Below are 16,964 nucleotides of genomic sequence, written 5' to 3'. Positions count from 1 at the left end.
GCGGGCGGCTAGGGCATGATCGCGCGGACGGTGGCGACGGTGTCGGCCTCCTCCGGCCGCTTGTCCGGGCGGTAGCGCAGCACCCGGGCGAACCGCAGCGCCATGCCCCCGGGGTAGCGGCTGGACCGTTGCACTCCGTCGAAGGCGATCTCCACGACCAGCGTGGGCGTGAGCGTGACGACGTGGCCGTCCCCAGGGCTCTCGGCAGGGCCATCGGCAGGGCCGTCCGCAGGGCTCTCCGCGATCCGCAGGAACTGCTCGGTCTGCCAGGTCAGCAGTTCGTCGGTGAGGCCCTTGAACGTCTTGCCGAGCATCACGAAGCCGCCCGTCTCCGGGTCGTAGGCGCCGAGGTGCAGGTTCGACAGCCAGCCCCGGCGTCGTCCGCTGCCCCACTCGGCGGCCAGCACGACCAGATCCAGGGTGTGCCGGGGCTTCACCTTGATCCAGCCCGCCCCCCGCCTGCCCGCGGCGTACGGCGTGCCCAGCGACTTCACGACGACGCCCTCGTGCCCGCGGCGTACCGCGTCGCCGAAGAAGGCCTCGGCCTCCTCGGCGTCCGCGGTGACCAGGCGCGGGGTGATCAACCCGGCCGGCACCGCCGTCTCCAGCGCGGCGTGCCGCTCCTGGTCGGGCAGGTCGAGCAGGTCGGCCCCGCCCACCCGCAGGGCGTCGAAGAAGAAGACGGTCAGCGGCACGGTCTCCCGCAGCGACGCGACGCCGGTCCTGCTGGCCACCCGGCCCGAGGTGACCTGGAACGGCTCGGGACGGCCGTCGGGGCGCAACGCCAGGACCTCGCCGTCCAGGACCAGGTCGGTGCCCGGCAGGCCCAGCACCGCCTCCACCAGCTCAGGCACCTGACCGGTGATGTCGTCGAGCGTACGGGTGAAGACGGCGACGTCGTCGCCCGACCGGTGGGCCTGGACCCGAACGCCGTCGAGCTTCCACTCGACCGCGGCGGGAGCGCCGGCCTTCTCCAGCGCGGCGGTCACGCTGGCCGCGCTCTGCGCGAGCATCGGCGCGACGGCCCGCCCGACCTCCAGATGGAACGCCTTGAGCTCCGCCACCCCGCCGCGCAGCGCCGCCGCGCCGACGGCGGGCAGCGAGCCGCGCAGGGTCAGGGCCCGGCGCACCTCGGCGGAGGGCACGTCCGCCGCCCTGGCGATCGCCTCGATCATCACGCCGTCGAGCGCCCCCTGGCGTAGCTCGCCCGTCAGCAGCCGGTGCAGGAACGACTGCTCCTGCCGTGTCACGGCGCCGAACAGCTGACCGAGCAACTCCCGGCGCGCGGCCTGCGAACCCGTCCCCGTCTGGGCCTTGATGCGTTCGAGTAGCGCGTCGACCTGGCCGAGGGTCGCCGTGGCGATCTGGCGCGGCTCGGGGAGGTCGGAAAGGCTCCGCCAGCCCACGCCGATCTGACGCTGCGGCAGTTCCCCCGACAGGTAGGCGATGGCGATCTCGGCCTCGTCCGGGCCCACCCTGCCGAGCAGCTCGGCCAGGTGCCTGATCTTGGCCAGCCGCGCCGAGTCCGCCGCCACGGCCGCGGACGTCCGGGCAAGGTCGATCAGCAACACAACGTAATCCTGCCTTACCGGATGGGCACCTGCCCAGGCAGGGGGGCGAGTCGCCGTCAGATGCAGTGTCGCCGTCAGCTGTAGTGGCGCGCGAGCGGCCACAGATCGCGCCAGGGCCGGAGGGGATCGCGGCAGACCGTGATCGGCACGCCCTGCTCCTCGCCCGGCATCCCGGTCACCGTGCCCGCGACGGAGCAGTCGGCGAAGACCGTGCGGAGACGGCCGGGCGGATAGCCGACGGAGACCGCCACCCGGGTCCCCTCCGGCGGCGGGCCCCACCACCACAGCTCGTTGTGGCCGCTGTAGACGGCGGGCAGGCCGAAGTCGCCCGCCCAGCGGCGCAGCGCGCCGGCCTCGCCGTAGTTCCCGGCGAGCAGCACCGCCCCCGCCCGCTCATCGGCGGGCAGCGTGCCCACCACCTGTCCGACCTGCGCCGCCAGGTCCCGCATGCCCACCGACTCGCGGGCGACCTCGTTGATCGCCGCGACCGGCGTCCCCGCGAGCGACGCGGCCGGGACGACCGGCAGCGCCAGGACCACCGCGACCACGGCGTTGGCCGCCAGCGCCACGACCAGCACGGTCCGCCTCCGCCATCCGGCGGCCGTCACGCACCCGGCCGCGAACAGGTAGAGCAGGAAGGCGCCGGTGTAGTCGGGGCGGCCCCCCGAGAGCAGGACCAGCGCGCAGGCCACGGGGTAGGCCAGGGCGAGCGAGCGGACCCGCCGGTCCCGCCAGAGCCGCAGCCAGCCCGCCACGCACACCACCGCCTGCGGGGGACCCAGCAGCAGGATCTGCAGGGGGACGAAGGCGATGCGGTTGTCCGCTCCCTCGTCGGCGCGCAGAGCCTCGGCCATCTGCAGTTGCGGCCAGTCATGGGTGACCTGGTAGACCAGGTTGGGCGAGGCGATCGCCAGGGCCAGGAGTGCCCCGAGCCACAGGCGCCTGTCCCGCAGCACCTCGCGCGGACCGGTGACGAGGAGGCCCAGCCCGGCGCAGGCGAGCAGCAGCACGATGAGGTCGCGGTTGTAGGACGCGATCCCGGCCAGCAGGCCCGTCCAGAGCCAGTAACGGCCGTCGCCCCGCAGCAGCACCCGGAGCAGGCACAGCGTGACCGCGAGCCACAGCACGAGATCGGGAGTGAGGGTCAGCAGCGAGTGCCCCGCGATCAGGGGCAGCACCGCGCCCGCCGTGCCGGCCGCGGCGAGGACCTGCGCGGCCCGGCCCGCGTCGAGATCCCGGGTGCTCAACTCCCGGGTGCTCAGCTCCCGGGCGATCAGTGCGGCGAGCAGAACCAGCGTCCCGGCGCACAGGGCGGGGACGATCCGGAGCGCGACGACGGTGTCCCCGAAGACCGCCGTCGACAGCCGGGCGATCATCGGGGTGAGCGGCGGAGTGTCGAAGTATCCGAGCCGGGGGCGTTCGCCCAGCATGCGGAAGTACAGTTCGTCGCGGTGGTAGCCGTACCAGGGGCTCACCGCGAGCAGCACGGCCACGACCGCGCCGGCGAGCGCGATCACCGCCCGGGGCAGCCCGATGGAAGGCAGCCGGGCAGAGGGCAGCCGGGCAGAGGGCGGCCGGGCAGAGGGCGGCCGGGCAGAGGGCGGCCGGACGGGGTGCGGCCGGACAGGAGGCACGGCACTCGCCGGGCCGCCCGCGGCGGCGCTCTCCTGCTCGGCCACGCGGTGACCGTCATGAGAGGGACCGCCGTGAAGGGGACCGCCGTGAGAGGGGCCGTCGTGAGGGGGGACGCCGTGAGAGGGGCCGTCGTGAGGGGGGACGCCGTCCATGCGGCCATCATCCACGACGCGGCCGGGACCTCATAGGCTCCGCCGGACGGCGTCCATCCCGCAGTACCGGGCCCGCATCAGGCCCGCACCGGGCTCGCACCGGACCCCCGATCCCCGGCCCCTGAACCCGGGACGCCGGCCCAGGACGCCCGGACGTCCCGGGGGCACGCGTGACAGGGCGGCGGGGGAGGGGTCAGCCGACCCCGAGCAGGTCGACGACGAAGATGAGCGTCTCGCCCGGCTTGATGACGGCGCCCGCGCCGCGGTTGCCGTACCCCAGGTGCGGGGGGATCGTCAGCCGCCGGCGGCCGCCGACCTTCATGCCCGCCACGCCGCGGTCCCAGCCGGCGATGACCCGGCCGCCGCCGAGGGGGAACTGGAACGGCTGCCCGCGGTTCCAGGAGGCGTCGAACTCCTCGCCGGTGGAGAACGCCACCCCGACGTAGTGCACGGTCACGTTCTGCCCCGGCCTGGCCTCCGGGCCGGTCCCCTCCACGAGATCGGCGATCTCCAGGTCGGCGGGCGGCTCGCCCTCGGGGAAGTCGATCTCGGGCTTCTCCAGTGCCACGTGGGTCTCCTGTTCTGTCCGTGCCGGACGTTCCGGCCGGCTGACGACTCTACCGGCAGGCCCGCTCGCCGATCTCGCGACTGCGGCCGACACGACGGCCGACACGACGGCCGACGCGACGGCCGACGCGACGGCCGACGCGACGGCGCCTTCCCCGCACCGGGCGGGGAAGGCGCCGTCGTTTGTGCCTGAGAGCGCGGGCGGGCGTCACATGCGGCGGCCCCTCGACAGCCCGGCCTCGTCATGCGCCTGCTCGTCGCGCACCTGCTCGTCACGGGCGTCCTCGTCGCGGGCGTCCGCGCGCTCCGCGTCCGTACGGAGGTCCGCCTGCGGGGCGGTGTCGCCGGAGACCGGCGAGGGCGGCGTCACGGGCGTGGTCACGGGCGGCGTGGCGGGCCCGGCGGACGGCGGCCGCTGGAGGACGACGGTGTCGGCCGGCCGAACCCCGCCCTGCAGCAGGGCCTGGGCCTGGTCCAGCATGGCCGAGGCCACCAGCACGTCGTAGCGCCCGGCGACGATCGAGCTCCGGGAGGAGAAGTCGCGCGTCCCGCCGGTGAAGGCGTGGCCGACGAAGCCGAAGGCGGCGCCCGCGACGGCCCCCCACAGGATCGACCACAGCACCAGCCCGAAGAACGAGGTCGTGGTCGAGGTGAACAGCCCGAGGAACATGCCGACGATGAGCCCGAAGACCGCGCCGCTGATAAGGCCCGTCAGCGCGGCCCTGCCGTTGGTGAGCCGCCCGGTGACGGTCTCCTCCAGGCGCAGGTCGCTGCCGATGATCGCGCTGTTCTCCACCGGGAAACCGGCGTCGGACAGCGTGTCGACGGCGCGTTGCGCCGCGGCGTAGTTGTCGTAGCTGACCAGCAGCCGTCTGTCGACCGCCGGACTGGCCGGCTCTGCGGCCGGTGAGTACTCCATGAGCGCCTCCGCGGGATAGTGCGGCCGGTACGAGGAACGCACTACCCCGAGAGAGCCCGATATTCCTGCCGGGAATCGGTGGGGTCACCAGCTCTGGTGCAGCGGCATGCCCTCGCTGTAGCCCGAGGCGCTCTGCACGCCGATCACCGCACGCTCGTGGAACTCCTCCAGCGTGGTGGCGCCCGCGTAGGTGCAGGAGGACCGGAGGCCGGCCACGATGGCGTCGATCTGGTCCTCCACGCTCGGCCGCGCGGGGTCGAGGTACATCCGGGAGGTCGAGATGCCCTCCTCGAACAACGCCTTGCGGGCCCGCTCGAACGGCGTGTCCTCGGCGGTGCGCAGCCGTACGGCGCGGGCGGAGGCCATGCCGTAGTTCTCCTTGTACTTGCGGCCGTCGGCGGCGGTGCGGGTGTCGCCGGGGGACTCGTACGTGCCGGCGAACCACGAGCCGATCATGACGTTGGCGGCGCCCGCCGCGAGAGCGAGTGCGACGTCGCGGGGGTGACGCACGCCGCCGTCGGCCCAGACGTGCCGCCCGAGGCGGCGGGCCTCGGCCGAGCACTCCATGACGGCGGAGAACTGCGGGCGCCCGACGCCGGTCATCATCCGGGTCGTGCACATGGCGCCCGGGCCCACCCCGACCTTCACGATGTCGGCCCCGGCCTCGACCAGGTCGCGTACGCCCTCGGCGGTGACGACGTTGCCCGCGGCGACCGGCACGGCGGGGTCGAGCGCGCGTACGGCCCGCAGCGCGCCGATCATCTTCTCCTGGTGGCCGTGCGCGGTGTCGACCACCAGCACGTCGACGCCGGCGTCGAGCAGTTCCTTGGACTTGGCGGCCACGTCGCCGTTCACCCCGACCGCGGCCGCGATCCGCAGCCGGTTCCGGGCGTCGACGGCGGGCTGGTAGAGGGTGGAGCGCAGCGCCCCGGTGCGGGTGAGGATCCCGACGAGCCGGCCGTCCTCGTCCACGACGGGGGCGAGCCGGTGGCGGCCCCCGTGCAGCGCCTCGAACGCCGCCTGCGGGTCGATCCCGCGCGGCAGCGTCTGCGGCGAGGGGCTCATCACCTGGGAGAGCTGGGTGAACATGTCGACGCCGTGACAGTCGGCCTCGGTCACCACGCCGACCGGGCGGTTCTCCCAGTCGACCACGATGACCGCGCCGTGGGCCCGCTTGGGCAGCAGGGTCAGCGCCTCTCCGACGGTGTCGTGCGGGGTGAGGGCGATCGGCGTGTCGTGGACCAGGTCGCGGTTCTTGACCCAGTCGACGACGTCGGCCACGACCTCGATCGGGATGTCCTGGGGGATGACGGCGAGGCCGCCGCGCCGGGCGATCGTCTCGGCCATCCGGCGGCCCGCGACGGCCGTCATGTTGGCGACGACGACGGGGATCGTGGTGCCGGTCCCGTCGACCGTGGACAGGTCGACGGCCAGGCGGGACCCGATCGCGGAACGGGACGGCACCATGAAGACATCGCTGTACGTGAGATCGTAGGGCGGCGTCACATCGTTGAGGAATCGCACGTTTGTCCAGCCTACGTTGTGAGCGGTCATTTCCGGCATTCCCGCCCGCCGATGAGAGCAGACCCGCACACGGGATACATTGACCTCGCCTGAGAGGAGCACAAGTGATCATCGTTGACCGTCCGGAGACGCTTGTCGTCGGCTACGTCGTACGGACGACCAACGCGGCGGAGGCGGACCCCGCCCTCGCCCGGCTGCCGGCCCTGTGGGCCCGCGCCGGAGCGCCGGGGGCGTTCGCCCATGTGCCGGGCCGGGTCGACGAGAACCTGTACGCCGTGCTGACGGACTACGAGAGCGACCACAACGGCGCCTACACCCAGATCGTCGGCGTGGCGGTGCGCACGGCCGCGCGACTGCCGGAGGGCATGGTCGCCGTACGGGTGCCCGGCGTGCCCTCGCTGCTGGCCGAGGCGCGGGGACCCATGCCCGGAGCGCTGATCGACGCCTGGCAGCAGGTGTGGAAGCACACGGAGTCGGGCGCGACCCCCGCCCGCGCCTTCACCACCGACCTGGAGATCCACCACCCCGACGGAGCCGACCTCTACGTCGCGACCCTGCCGTCCTTCGGCGAACCCTCCGGGCCCCCGGCGCAGGCTCAGGCCGCGCCTGCCTGATCATCCGGCCTGATCCGGCTCGCCGGTGTTGGCCTTCGTGTAGGCCCGCAGCCGATCCGCGACCTGGCCGGTCCACGTGATCAGGCCAGCACGCCGGCGGCGCGCAGGGCCTCCGCCTCGTCGCCGGACAGCCCCCAGGCGCTCAGGTCGTGCAGCCGGGTGGCGGGGGACAGGTCACCGTGCCCGGCGCCGGCCAGCCGCGGCGCGGGCGCCGCCTGCGGCACGCCGCCGACCTCCACGAACGTGCCGCGCGCCCGGTTGTGCGGGTGCCCGGCGGCCTCGCGCGGGTCGAGCACCGGGACCACGCAGGCGTCGGAGCCCTCGAAGACCGCCTCCCACTCGGCCCGCGTACGGGACCGGAACGCCTCGGCCAGCCGTTCGCGGATGACCGGCCAGTTGGCCCGGTCGTCGCGGGCGGGCAGGTCGGCGACGCCCATGCGGTCGAGCATCTCCGCCCAGAACCGCGGCTCCAGCGCGCCCACGGCGAGGAACCCGCCGTCGGCCGTCTCGTACGTGTCGTACATGGGGGCGCCGGTGTCGAGGAGGTTGGTGCCGCGCGGACCCCAGTGGCCGCCGTGCACCGCGCCGTGGAACATGGAGAACAGCAGCGCCGCGCCGTCGACCATCGCGGCGTCCACCACCCGGCCGCGGCCGGTCCGCTCCCGCTCGATCAGGGCCAGCAGCACGCCGTACGCGAGCATGAGCCCGCCGCCGGCGAAGTCGCCGAGGATGTTGATGGGCGGGGTGGGCTTGTCCCCCGCGCGGCCCAGCATCGACAGCACGCCCGCGATCGCGATGTAGTCGATGTCGTGCCCGGCGGTGTGGGCGAGCGGGCCGTCCTGGCCCCAGCCGGTCATCCGGCCGTACACGAGCCGCTCGTTGACGGCGTGCAGGTCGTCCGGCCCGATGCCGAGCCGCTCGGCGACGCCAGGGCGGAACACCTCGATCACCACGTCGGCCCGCTCCGCCAGCCGCCGGAACGCGGCCACCCCCTCGGGTGACTTCAGGTCGAGGCCGATCGTCCGCTTGCCGCGGTCCATCACCTCCCGCCGGGGCTCGTCGCCCACCGCGGCCACCCGGTCGACGCGCAGCACCTCGGCGCCGTGGTCGGCGAGCATCATCCCGGCGAACGGCCCCGGCGCGAGCCCGGCCAGCTCCAGCACCCGGATCCCCGCCAGCGGCCCCCGTGACCTCTCCATGCGTTCCTCCTCACCGCCCGGTGGAAGCCCAGTGAAGCCCAGTGAAGCCCAGTGAAGCCCAGTGGAACACACTCGTCGGCCCAGGTCGTGACGGTTTCCACAGTTACGGCAGGGGCGCGCGAGGCGAAGAACACGGGAAGGATACGATCTGTGCCGACGGGGTGTCGCGAGACTACTCGATAGTTTTCGCGGGCGTAACGTGTCTACTCTGGTCTGCGTCCCCGTCCGGGGATAGCGTGCCAAGAGGCGATCACTACGATCCATGGGGGTGGTGTCATGCCAGAGCGCACGGCCAGTATGACCGCCCATATAAAGGCCGTCGAGCAGATCAGGGACTCCTACGCCGCCATCCCCGAAGACGCCGCTCCTCGGCTGGCCAAGGCCACGACGAACCTGTTCCGCTTCCGGGCCCCGGCCAAGACGGCGTCGCTGTCGGCCCGTGACCTGGACCAGGTCATCCACGTCGACCCGGTGACCATGACGGCCGAGGTCCAGGGCATGACGACGTACGAGAACCTGGTGGACGCCACGCTGCCGCACGGGCTCATGCCGTACGTGGTGCCGCAGCTGAAGACGATCACGCTCGGCGGCGCGGTCACCGGTCTCGGCATCGAGTCGAGCAGCTTCCGGGACGGCCTGCCGCACGAGTCGGTCGAGGAACTGGAGATCCTCACCGGCGACGGGCGGATTCTGGTGGCCCGGGCCGACAACGAGCACGCGGACCTGTTCCGGGCCTTCCCCAACTCCTACGGCACGCTCGGCTACGCCCTGCGCATCCGCATCAAGCTGGCCCGGGTGAAGCCGTACGTCAAGCTGACCCACATCCGCTTCAACGACGCCGACAAGTGCATGCTCGCCATGCAGGAAATCTGCGAGAGCCGGGAGCACGACGGCGAGCCGATCGACTTCGTCGACGGCACGTTCTTCAGTCCCGACGAGCTGTACGTCACCGTCGGGTCGTTCTCCGACCGGGCGCCCTACACCTCCGACTACACCGGCATGCGGATCTACTACCAGTCGATCCGCAGCCGCGCCCGCGACTGGCTCACCGTCCGCGACTACCTGTGGCGCTGGGACACCGACTGGTTCTGGTGCTCGCGCGCCTTCGGGGTGCAGCAGCCGCTGGTCCGCTCGCTCCTGCCGCGCCGGTGGATGCGCTCGGACGTCTACCGCAGGCTCGTCGGCCTCGACCAGAGGTACGGGCTGACGGCCAGGATCGACCGCTGGCGGAACAACCCCGTGCACGAGTCGGTGATCCAGGACGTCGAGGTCCCGGTCGAGCGGGGCGCGGAGTTCCTGGAGGTCTTCCACCGCGAGGTCGGCATGACCCCGGTGTGGATGTGCCCGCTCAAGGCGACCGGCGAGTGGTCGCTCTATCCCCTCGAACCCGGCCGCCTGTACGTGAACTTCGGCTTCTGGGGGATGGTGCCGCTGCCGCGGGGCCAGTACGACGGGTATCACAACCGGCTGATCGAGCGCGCCGTGCACGCGCTCGACGGCCACAAGTCGCTGTACTCCACCTCCTTCTACGGTCGTGAGGAGTTCTGGCGGCTCTACAACGGGGACGCCTACTGGCCGGTCAAGAGCGCCTACGACCCGGGCGGCCGGCTGCTGGACCTGTACGACAAGTGCGTCAGGGCCAGGTAGGTGGGCGTCGATACGTCGGGAGAGGTTTAATGGCTCTTGCGGAGATCTTCGAGAAGATCGTCGGTCCTGACGCGGGCGTCGAGTTCGTCGCCTACGACGGCAGCAAGGCGGGATCCCCGGGTGCGGACATCCGCATCGAGGTGAAGACGCCGGCGGCGGTGGCCTACCTCGCGCAGGCGCCGGGGGAGCTCGGTCTCGCCCGCGCGTACATCGCGGGGCACATGGACGTGCACGGTGACATGTACACCCTGCTCGACCGGATGTGGTCGCTGACGCTCAACGACCTGCCGCTCGGCGAGAAGATCGCCGCGGCCCGCTCGCTCGGGCTCAAGCCGCTGCTGATGCGCGTGCCGCCGCCGCCGCAGGAGGCGCGGCAGAGCACGCTGGCGAAGCTGGGCAGCCGGCACGCCAAGCAGCGTGACGCCGAGGTGATCCACCACCACTACGACGTCTCCAACCGGTTCTACGAGTGGGTGCTCGGCCCCTCCATGGCGTACACCTGCGCGGTCTTCCCCCGGCCGGACGCGACGCTGGAGGAGGCGCAGCACACCAAGTTCGACCTGGTCGCCAAGAAGCTGGACCTCAAGCCCGGAATGCGGCTGCTCGACGTCGGCTGCGGCTGGGGCGGCATGGTCATGCACGCGGCCAAGGAGTACGGCGTCAAGGGCCTCGGCGTCACGCTGTCGCGGCAGCAGGCCGAGTACGCGCAGAAGGCCATCGCCGAGGCCGGGCTGTCGGAGCTCGCCGAGGTCCGGTTCATGGACTACCGCGACGTCGCCGAGACCGGGTTCGACCGGGTCAGCTCGATCGGCCTGACCGAGCACATCGGCAAGGACAACCTGCCGTCGTACTTCTCCTTCCTCTACGGCAAGCTCAAGCCGGGCGGGCGCCTCCTCAACCACTGCATCACCCGCCCGACCAGCACGGAGAAGACCCTGAACAAGGGTGGTTTCATCAACCGCTACGTCTTCCCCGACGGCGAGCTCGAGTCGGTCGGCCACCTGATCCGCCAGATGGAGGACATCGGCTACGAGGTCCGGCACGAGGAGAACCTGCGCGAGCACTACGCGCTGACCCTGCGCGAGTGGTGCAAGAACCTCGACGAGCACTGGGACGAGGCCGTGGAGGAGGTCGGACAGGGCACCGCCCGGGTCTGGCGGCTCTACATGGCCGGGTGCGTGGTCGGGTTCGAGCGCAACAAGGTGCAGCTCCACCAGGTGCTCGGCGTCCGGCTCGACGAGGGACGGTCGCACGTGCCGCTGCGCCCGTCCCTCGACTGGCCGTGACGGTTCCTACCGAAGCTCGCGCTTGAGGATCTTGCCGGTGGCGGTCATCGGCAGGGACTCGCGGAACTCCACGATCCGCGGGTACTTGTAGGCCGCCATCGTCTCCCGGCCCCACGCCACCAGTTCCTCCTCGGTGGTCGTGTCGCCGGGCGTGCGGATGACGTACGCCTTGACCTCCTCGCCGTGCGACTCGTGGGGGACCCCGACGACCGCGGCGAGCGAGACCGCCGGGTGGGTCATGAGGACCTCCTCGATCTCCCGGGGATAGACGTTGAACCCACCCCTGATGATCATGTCCTTGGCCCGGTCGACGATGAAGTAGTAACCGTCCTCGTCGCACCGGGCCATGTCCCCGGTGCGGAACCAGCCGTCCCGCATGACCTCCGCGGTCGCCTCGGGCCGGTTGTGGTAGCCCTTCATCACGTTGTGGCCGCGGACGGCGATCTCGCCGATGCCGCCGGGGTCGCCGACCGTGTTCCACTCGGCGTCCACCAGCTTCATCTCGACGCCCCAGATCGGGGTGCCGATCGAGCCGGCCTTGGCGGGATGGCCCGGCTGGTTGAACGAGGCCACCGGCGAGGTCTCCGACAGGCCGTAGCCCTCCAGGATGTCCACCCCGAACGTCGCGCTGAAGTCCTTGAGCACCTCGACCGGCAGCGCGGACCCTCCGGAGGCGGCGGTGACCAGCGAGGACGGCACCGCGGCGGCCCCGGCACGCACCGCGGTGAGCATCGCCCAGTACATCGTCGGCACTCCGGCGAACAGCGTGACCTTCTCCCGCTCCATCAGGGCGAGCGCCTCGGCCGGCTCGAAGCGCGGCATCAGCACGAGCGTGGCGCGGCGCCGGAACCCGGCGTTCATCAGCACGGTCTGGCCGAAGGAGTGGAACAGCGGCAGCGCCACGAGGTAGGTGCTGCGGTCCTGGCGCGGGAACATCTCGTCGCTGACGACGGCGTTCATCACCATGTTCTGGTGGGTCAGTTCGGCGCCCTTGGGCTGCCCGGTGGTGCCGCTCGTGTAGAGGATGACCGCCGTGTCCCCGGGGGAGGTCTGCACGGTCTCGAACTCGCCCGGCACCCCGTCGAGCGCCGCCCACAACGTCTCGCCGTACGCCGACTCGGTGGCGAACGGCGTGGCCGGCAGCACGATGAAGTGCTCGGCCCGCCCGGCCTCGGCGAACCCGGCCCGGCCGCGCTCGCCCAGCGGCAGTTCCGGCGTGCCCTCGAAGCAGAAGAACGCCTTGGCGCCGGAGTCGTCCAGGTGATAGGCGATCTCCCTGGCCTGCAGCAGCACGTTCAGCGGGACCACGGTCGCGCCCGCCTTGAGGATCCCGTAGTACACGAACGGGAAGTAGGGCAGGTTCGGGCAGGCGAGGGCGACCTTGTCGCCCCTGCCCACGCCGCGGGCGGCGAGCAGGTTGGCGACCTGACCGGCGATGGTGTTCACGAGCGAGTACGGCAGGCGGAGGTCTCCGAAGACGACCGCGGTGGCGTCGGGCTCGTCACGTGCGCTGTCCTCCAGCACGACGGCCAGGTTGAGCATCTGCCGCTCCCTCTTTCTGTCGGACGCGTGGTCCATACCAACCGGTAGGTACCTCAGCGTAACGGCTGATCCGTCCGATTTTGAGTGCCCGGTCAGCAGCGTGTTCAGCAGCGTGTTCAGCAGTGGGCGTACTCGTCGCGCCGGTGGAGCATGGCCGCCAGCATCAGCGGGAACATCGCGACGTGCGCCAGGATCATCACGGTCATCCCGTCGATCAGGCCCAGCCACAGGAGAGGGAACAACGGCACGACCGGGACGAACATGGCGGCGCACATCTCCAGCGTCCCGGCCCAGGCGTGGCCGCGCACGCGCATCCACACGGCCATGCCCGCCGACATGTCGAACGCCATCAGCAGGTAGGCGAGCTCGGGGTCGCGGGTGTGGGAGAACCCGATCCCCAGGGCGGACCACAGCAGGCCGAGCGCGAACATCCCGGCGAACATCGCCACAACCATTTCGAGGTAGTGCAGGGCGAAGCGTCTCCATCGCCGGGGGCCGGACGGAGAGCCGGACGGGAGGCCGGTGTGCCCGGCGGGCGTCGTCTGTGTCATGGCTCGACTGTCCCGGCGGCCGGGGGCTCCGCGAAGTACGGGACCGGCGACAGGTCCGGAAACTTGGGATACCGGTCCCTGTGACGTACAGTCCCGGTGTGATCTCGCGGCGGGTGGTCGTGGTCGGGTACCACGCGGCGGAACTCCTGGACATCGCGTGCGTGACGTCGAGCCTCGTCATGGCGAACGTCCAGGGCGCCGCGCCTCCGTACGACGTGTGCCTGGTGACCCCCTCCGGGCTGCCCGTCACCTGTGGCAGCGGGCTGACGCTGCAGGCGCAGCAGGCCCTCGAACGCGTCACCGGGCCGCTGGACACGCTCGTGCTGTCCGGGGGCATCGGGCACGAACTCGCCGCCGCCAACCGGGTGATCGTCGGGCACGTCCGCCGTCTGGCCCGGGAGAGCCGCCGCGTCGCCTCGGTGTGCACGGGCGCGGCGGTGCTGGCCGCCGCCGGGCTGCTCGACGGCCGGCGCGTCACCACGCACTGGGGGTACGCTTCCACGCTCGCCTCGCGCCACCCCGAGATCACCGTGGACGCCGCGCCGATCTTCATCCGGGACGGCAACGTCACCACGGCCGCCGGCGTCACCAGCGCGCTGGACCTGACCCTCGCCTTCATCGAGGAGGACAACGGCTCCGCCCTGGCCCGGGAGGTGGCCCGCCACCTGGTGACCTATCTGCAGCGTCCCGGCAACCAGGCGCAGATGAGCATGTTCACCGAAGGCCCGCCCCCCGGCGACGACCTGGTCAGGCGGGTCGTCGACCACGTCACCGGCCACCTCGGCGCCGATCTGGGCACCGCCGCGCTGGCGGCCGGGGCGGGGGTGAGCGAGCGTCACCTGACCCGCCTGTTCCTCCGGCACCTCGGTCAGACGCCGGGCCGGTTCGTCCGCCGGGCGCGGGCCGAGGCCGCCGCCCATCTGCTGGCCACCACCTCGCTGCCGGTGGCCGCCGTCGCGGCCCGGTGCGGCTTCGGCACGGCCGAGACCCTCCGTCAGGCCTTCGTCGACCTGTACGGCATCCCGCCCTCGCGCTACCGGCAGGCGCAGGCCTCCGCCCTGCCGCAGTCCTTCCGCTCCTGATCCCGGCGCTGTGGCAGACTGACCACCGAATGTCGTTCTAGTCTTCGTCGAAGGGGCGGGTCCATGACCACGCGGCCCACGGGGCGGGCGCCCATCACCTCCGTGCCGGACATCGACCTGTCGAGCTGGGACTTCTGGGCCCGGCCGGACGAGGAGCGGGAGCACGCCTTCCGGCTGCTGCGCGACCTGGGCACGCCGGTCTTCTTCGCCGAGCCCGAGATCAACTTCGCCGGGACGCGCGGCCCCGGCTACCACGCGCTCGTACGGCACGCCGACATCCTGGAGGCCAGCCGCGCGCCCGAGATCTTCTGCTCCGGCGACGGCGGGGCGACCAACATCCCCGACCTGCCCGCGGAGTTCACCGAGTACTTCGGCTCCATGATCAACATGGACGACCCGCGGCACGCCCGCCTGCGGCGCATCGTCTCCCGGGCGTTCACCCCCCGCATGATCAGGCAGTTCGAGGCCGACGTCGAGGCGGCGGCCGCCCGCATCGTGGACGACCTGCTGGAGACCGGACCGGGCTGCGACTTCGTGACCGAGGTGGCCGCCCGGCTGCCCCTGAAGATCATCTGCGACATGGCGGGCATTCCGGAGAAGGACTACGGCTTCGTCTTCGACCGGTCGAACGTCATCCTCGGCGCCACCGACCCCGAGTACGGCGGCGACCCGCAGGGTATCGCGCACGCGCTGCTCACCGCCGCGATGGAGCTGCAGCAACTGGTGCAGGACCTCGCCGTCCACCGGGCCGAGCGGCCCACCGGCGACCTGATCTCGTCGCTGGTCAACGCCAACATCGACGGGGAACGGCTGACCACGCAGGAGCTCGCCTCGTTCTTCATCCTGCTCGTCGTGGCGGGCAACGAGACGACCCGCAACGCCATCTCCTCCGGCATGCGCCTGCTCACCCTCAACCCCGATCAGCGGCGCCTCTGGACGGAGGACTTCGAGGGCCGCGCCCCGCGCGCCGTGGAGGAGATCGTCCGGCTGGCGGCACCGGTCAACTTCATGCGCCGGAAGGTCACCCGGGACCACGAGATGAACGGCACGCGCTACCGCGTGGGCGAGAAGGTGCTGCTGTTCTACTGGGCGGCCAACCGGGACGAGCGGGTGTTCGACGACCCGCTGCGGTTCGACATCCTGCGCGACCCCAACCCGCACGTCGGATTCGGCGGGCCCGGCCCCCACTTCTGCCTCGGCGCCCACCTGGCCCGCCGCGAGATCACCGTGATGTTCCGCGAACTGCTGCGCCGGGTCCCCCGCATCGAGGCGGGCGAGCCGGAGCGCCTGCTGTCCAGCTTCATCAACGGCATCAAGCACATGCCCTGCACGTTCTGACGGCGGGAGGGGGTCCTCAGCGGATCGGCTTGATCGACCGGACGACCGTGTTGATGTCGGGCAGCAGGTCGTTCTTCAGCTCCGGCACCGCCATGTAGACGATCGTGGGAAGGTCGGCGCCGGTGTCGACGGCGGCGATCACGACCGTGGTGGAGCCGCCGTCGGCGGTCACCTTGTAGGCGGCCAGCAGACCGGTCAGGCCGCCCCGCGACAGGCGCTGCTGGGCGGTCTTGGTGACCTTGTTGTCCTTGGGGAACTGCGTCTGCCGCGCGCGGTACATCACCGCGCTGAGGACGGGGCCCAGCTTGTCGGGCGTGGTGTACTTCACCGCGAGCGACTGCGCCAGCGGCCCCGACATCACCACGGCGAACTCCCGCTTGCCCTTGGTGGTCATGCCGGCCGGCACGTACTGCCGGGTGGTGAAGCCGTACGTCGCCTTGGTCTGGGCGGGGTCGGCGTCCGCCTGCCAGGGGCCGCCGAGCCTCGGCAGCGTGATCCGGCCGGCGGTGTCGGTGAGCACGCCGTTCACCGGGGAGGCGGTGCCCTTGTAGACGGGCAGCTGCGGCACCTGTGCCTGTGGCCGGGCACTGGAGCGGGAAGCGGGGGTGGAGGCCGAGGGCTTGGGCGGCGGGGTCGCCGCCTCGGCCGACCTGCCCGAGCTGAGCGGCCCGGCGCCGAACGCCCAGACGAGCACCGCCACGAGCGCGGCCACGACGGAGGCCACCAGCGCGTACAGCCAGACGGGGCGGCCGGGCCCGTCGTCCTCGTACTCGTCGATCGCCCGGTAGTTCTCCCCGAACACCGTGTTCCACAGCTCCTGCTGCCGGTGCGCCGGAGGCGTCTTGGGCCCGCTGATCTGCCCCGCCGTCACGAACGGCCGGTACGGGTCGTCCGGCTGGGGAGGCGGCGGCGGAGCCGTGGACGCGTGCGGAGAGGCGGGCCGGGAGGGCGGGGGGAGGGGCGGGGAGGTCTCGGCGTACGACCGGACCGAGGGGGTGAACGGGGCGGCCGGGGTGAACGGGGTGGCCGGACCGGCCGGCGCGGCGGGGCCGGCGGGGGACCGCGGCGGCGGGCCGGGCTCGCCGAAGGCGGGGGTGGGCATGCGCGGAGCCGTGCCGGGCACGGGGCCCGCCATGGTCGCCGCGTCCGCGTCCCGTGGCGCCCCCTCGACGAAGGAGCGCACTGTGGGTGTGAAGGAGGCCGGCGGAGGGATCTCGGGCCAGGCCGGGGGGACCTCCGGCCAGGCCGGCGCCCGCTGGGGCTCACTGCGGTCCGAGGGCACGCTACCTCCCGAGATCATGCCCGAATTGGGGGTGCCTGGCATGATCTCATGGGAG

Annotated in this window: 14 protein-coding genes; 5 read left to right on the top strand and 9 right to left on the bottom strand. The window is 72.2% G+C overall.

The window, feature by feature from the left end:
- Positions 1-8 precede the first annotated feature (8 nt).
- The 5 genes from HHX33_RS23875 to HHX33_RS23855 form a co-directional block, all read right to left on the bottom strand.
- Positions 9-1,571: an ATP-dependent DNA ligase gene (locus tag HHX33_RS23875; protein ID WP_182876574.1), complete on the bottom strand. Its 1,563-nt coding sequence runs from the start codon at positions 1,569-1,571 to the stop codon at positions 9-11.
- 74 nt (positions 1,572-1,645) lie between these two features.
- Entirely contained in the window at positions 1,646-3,250 is a 1,605-nt protein-coding gene (locus tag HHX33_RS37360; RefSeq protein ID WP_182876573.1) for a glycosyltransferase family 39 protein, read from the bottom strand.
- Positions 3,251-3,551: 301 nt separating this feature from the next.
- The gene (locus HHX33_RS23865; RefSeq protein WP_138462609.1) at positions 3,552-3,926 is read right to left on the bottom strand and encodes an FKBP-type peptidyl-prolyl cis-trans isomerase; all 375 of its coding nucleotides are present in this window, start codon (positions 3,924-3,926) and stop codon (positions 3,552-3,554) included.
- Positions 3,927-4,133: 207 nt separating this feature from the next.
- Positions 4,134-4,844: a YrzE family protein gene (locus HHX33_RS23860; protein WP_220502134.1), complete on the bottom strand. Its 711-nt coding sequence runs from the start codon at positions 4,842-4,844 to the stop codon at positions 4,134-4,136.
- An 84-nt stretch (positions 4,845-4,928) separates the two neighbouring features.
- Positions 4,929-6,368: a GuaB1 family IMP dehydrogenase-related protein gene (locus HHX33_RS23855; protein ID WP_182876572.1), complete on the bottom strand. Its 1,440-nt coding sequence runs from the start codon at positions 6,366-6,368 to the stop codon at positions 4,929-4,931.
- Between the two features lie 104 nt (positions 6,369-6,472).
- Here HHX33_RS23855 and HHX33_RS23850 point away from each other — a divergent pair, with 104 nt between their 5' ends.
- Positions 6,473-6,982 carry a GyrI-like domain-containing protein gene (locus HHX33_RS23850; RefSeq protein WP_111697930.1) on the top strand — a complete coding sequence of 170 codons (510 nt, stop codon included), beginning with the start codon at positions 6,473-6,475 and terminating at the stop codon, positions 6,980-6,982.
- An 80-nt stretch (positions 6,983-7,062) separates the two neighbouring features.
- On the opposite strand, the gene HHX33_RS23845 is transcribed toward HHX33_RS23850, so the two are convergent.
- Positions 7,063-8,181, bottom strand: coding sequence for a CaiB/BaiF CoA transferase family protein (locus HHX33_RS23845; RefSeq protein WP_182876571.1), 1,119 nt, complete (start codon positions 8,179-8,181; stop codon positions 7,063-7,065).
- 276 nt (positions 8,182-8,457) lie between these two features.
- Here HHX33_RS23845 and HHX33_RS23840 point away from each other — a divergent pair, with 276 nt between their 5' ends.
- Complete coding sequence (locus HHX33_RS23840) at positions 8,458-9,828, top strand: FAD-binding oxidoreductase (RefSeq protein ID WP_111697932.1); 1,371 nt, start codon at positions 8,458-8,460, stop codon at positions 9,826-9,828.
- Positions 9,829-9,857: 29 nt separating this feature from the next.
- Complete coding sequence (locus tag HHX33_RS23835; RefSeq protein WP_182876570.1) at positions 9,858-11,114, top strand: class I SAM-dependent methyltransferase; 1,257 nt, start codon at positions 9,858-9,860, stop codon at positions 11,112-11,114.
- 6 nt (positions 11,115-11,120) lie between these two features.
- Here HHX33_RS23835 and HHX33_RS23830 read toward each other — a convergent pair whose 3' ends face one another.
- Positions 11,121-12,656: a long-chain-fatty-acid--CoA ligase gene (locus HHX33_RS23830; protein WP_182876569.1), complete on the bottom strand. Its 1,536-nt coding sequence runs from the start codon at positions 12,654-12,656 to the stop codon at positions 11,121-11,123.
- Between the two features lie 116 nt (positions 12,657-12,772).
- On the bottom strand, positions 12,773-13,207 hold the full coding sequence (locus HHX33_RS23825; protein WP_220502132.1) for a hypothetical protein: 435 nt from the start codon (positions 13,205-13,207) through the stop codon (positions 12,773-12,775).
- A gap of 98 nt (positions 13,208-13,305) precedes the next feature.
- Between HHX33_RS23825 and HHX33_RS23820 the strand changes: the two genes are divergently transcribed.
- Entirely contained in the window at positions 13,306-14,289 is a 984-nt protein-coding gene (locus tag HHX33_RS23820) for a GlxA family transcriptional regulator (protein WP_310741497.1), read from the top strand.
- Positions 14,290-14,352: 63 nt separating this feature from the next.
- Positions 14,353-15,627: a cytochrome P450 gene (locus HHX33_RS23815; RefSeq protein ID WP_182876568.1), complete on the top strand. Its 1,275-nt coding sequence runs from the start codon at positions 14,353-14,355 to the stop codon at positions 15,625-15,627.
- Between the two features lie 16 nt (positions 15,628-15,643).
- Here the strand turns inward: HHX33_RS23815 and HHX33_RS23810 are convergent, their stop codons facing one another.
- Positions 15,644-16,909, bottom strand: a complete 1,266-nt coding sequence (locus HHX33_RS23810; protein ID WP_182876567.1) for a hypothetical protein — start codon at positions 16,907-16,909, stop codon at positions 15,644-15,646.
- Between the last annotated feature and the right edge of the window lie 55 nt (positions 16,910-16,964).

Source organism: Microbispora sp. H10670 (genome assembly GCF_014161385.1).
Classification (GTDB): Bacteria; Actinomycetota; Actinomycetes; order Streptosporangiales; family Streptosporangiaceae; genus Microbispora; species Microbispora triticiradicis.
The sequence above is the reverse complement of the archived record's forward strand: the minus strand, read 5'-3'. Positions and strand labels throughout refer to the sequence as shown.

Excerpts from the sequence above, each read along its gene's own strand:
- HHX33_RS23825 (WP_220502132.1), bottom strand. The coding sequence starts at position 13,207 with ATGACACAGACGACGCCCGCCGGGCACACCGGCCTCCCGTCCGGCTCT.
- HHX33_RS23860 (WP_220502134.1), bottom strand. The coding sequence starts at position 4,844 with ATGGAGTACTCACCGGCCGCAGAGCCGGCCAGTCCGGCGGTCGACAGA.
- HHX33_RS23815 (WP_182876568.1), top strand. The coding sequence starts at position 14,353 with ATGACCACGCGGCCCACGGGGCGGGCGCCCATCACCTCCGTGCCGGAC.
- HHX33_RS23830 (WP_182876569.1), bottom strand. The coding sequence starts at position 12,656 with ATGCTCAACCTGGCCGTCGTGCTGGAGGACAGCGCACGTGACGAGCCC.
- HHX33_RS23845 (WP_182876571.1), bottom strand. The coding sequence starts at position 8,181 with ATGGAGAGGTCACGGGGGCCGCTGGCGGGGATCCGGGTGCTGGAGCTG.
- HHX33_RS23835 (WP_182876570.1), top strand. The coding sequence starts at position 9,858 with ATGGCTCTTGCGGAGATCTTCGAGAAGATCGTCGGTCCTGACGCGGGC.
- HHX33_RS23840 (WP_111697932.1), top strand. The coding sequence starts at position 8,458 with ATGCCAGAGCGCACGGCCAGTATGACCGCCCATATAAAGGCCGTCGAG.